Annotated in this window: 2 protein-coding genes; both read right to left on the reverse strand. The window is 55.8% G+C overall.

The features are described 5' to 3' along the window. Positions 1-183: hypothetical protein (locus tag ACZ6WW_RS23510; protein ID WP_465276333.1), on the reverse strand; the 183-nt coding region annotated here is incomplete at its 3' end. A gap of 683 nt (positions 184-866) precedes the next feature. Then, positions 867-2,147: RHS repeat-associated core domain-containing protein (locus ACZ6WW_RS23515; protein WP_465276334.1), on the reverse strand; the 1,281-nt coding region annotated here is incomplete at its 5' end.

Below are 2,147 nucleotides of genomic sequence, written 5' to 3' on the forward strand. Positions count from 1 at the left end.
GCGACCGGCCGGGGTGTAGGCGTAGAGGGTCACGTCCGTGACCGCCGTCGCTGCTTCGCCCTGAGTCTGGCGCGCCTCGATGATCTGTCCGCGGGCGTCGTAGCAGCACGGTGTGTTGCCGACGCTCTCGGATGGCTTCGGCTTAGCGTACGCCCAGATGGCTCCAGGATTCAGACATAACAACCCTAGAATTATCCGTAGGCTTATAACGCTAACGCGCCATGTATTCGATGCCTTCCTGGCCATGCATTATCCGATTTACTTGAGGAACTTCACGTCGCTTTTTGAGCAGCAGACTGCTGACGCAGCTTGCGACGCTCTCGTGCCTCGCGACGCTTATGGTAGGCAACAGTCTCCGGCTTCAAACCCTGACCGTCTATCAGAGACACGATAAATTGTTTAGCGAGCTGGCTTCGTAAACGAAAAAAACCTCAGGCAACAATAGTCGCCACTTCGCATGCTGTCGGCCCTTGATCAGTTCGATATATTCGAACTCTTGGACACCCCAAAGAGTGCAAAGAAAAATAGCATTAAAAGAGCCATGCCAAACGACGAGAACATGTAGATAAATGTTCTGATCAAATAGCTTTTCATGGCCCTGCGGTGGTCGATTAGCAAGAATTTCTCGTCTTTTGCTATCGTAGGTTCATCTCTCAAAATAGACTCAGAGTCGAGTACGAAAGCTACCATCCTCTCCTGATTTGTCCAAAATGGCCACACGGATCCGTGTTGGTGGTATGTCAGCTGTATGCTTCGCACGATCCGAAATGTTTTTGCGTTGTAATACAAAACCGCAAAGACACCTATTGGCATCGGGAGCGCGGCGAGTCCGATTGCAAAATAGAACGGCATTTCTGTAATCAATATCATCGCCATGGCGCGAAACTCCCTGCAGCAGTCCAGCTAGCGCCGGAATGAAGCTCGCCCGGAAGAGGTCCTGTAAATTCCAATCCACCGCCAATGAACACATTGTGCGTCCTATTACAGGAGTCAGTCACATTACCTACGTCGTAACCAAGCACAAGACCCTCGCCGAAACTACCTCCATTGACAGTCCCCCAGCCGTTGAGCGTACTGACATTGTTGGTCGGCGAATACGTAAAGAGCGCACCCGCTGAAGCGCCGACGCCCGTGGAGGCTATAGTCAGAGGTGCTACAGAAAACAATCCACCTATCCTCCATTGAGTTATATCCATTGGTGTGTTGGAGTTCCAGCTAAGCGATACCTGGCCAGAGATAGCAAATGTTGCCGATATCTGCGCTGATAGCTGCCCGCCAGCCGCAATCGTAGCGAGTCCGTTAGGATCAGAGCTATACAGAGGGTTGTTTAATACATAGGCGTAGGTGCTTAAACCAGCCAAAACTCCCAATGGGTCGCTCGTGATATATCTCCCAGTGCGCACATCGTAAAACCGTCTCACGTTGTAATGCAGCCCAGTCTCCGCATCAAAGTACTGCCCAGGAAACCGCAGATTGAACGTATAGCCCGACGCCTGCGGGGCATGCTCACCAAACGGATCGCCCGCGAGCTTCCAGGCCCAGATCGTCTCGCGCGCGCCATCCGTAACGGCGCGCGGCGTGCCCAGATGATCAGCGTGGATATAGTGCACCGCATCGCTTCCGGCTCCATGCTCGATCACCGCGATCGGGATATCGCCCAGCCACACATAATCGCGCGCGTCATCGCCCATCTCGGCGAGCAGTTGACTCGCACCGTCGTAGATAAAGCGCTGACGCGTCGGCACCGGCAGGCGTGCCTGTTTGCCGATCCGCTCGCCTCGGCCGTTGTAGGTGTACTGCGCCACCGGCTGGCCGTTGCGCACCACCGTGATCAGTTGCCCTTCGGCGTCGTAGGTGTACTGAAAGGCGTCACCCGCTTGCGTGGAGGTGGTGTTGCCACTGGCATCGACACTTCGTGTGCCGTCACCGGCAGCTATCAAACGATGCGTGCCGTCCTGATATCGGTAGGCCTCGGTCGCCTGATCCTCGCCGGTCTTGCTCAGACGATCGCCGGTCCCGTTGTAGGTCAGCTGTTGACGGGTGCGCCCAGCGGGATCGATCACATCGACCAGTCGGCCCAGGCCGTCGTAGGCGTAGCGGTGACGCTGCCCGGCTTCGGTGATGGCGGTGACCTGGCCGGCGGCGTC

It is taken from the genome of Dyella sp. NPDC103356 (assembly GCF_055584465.1).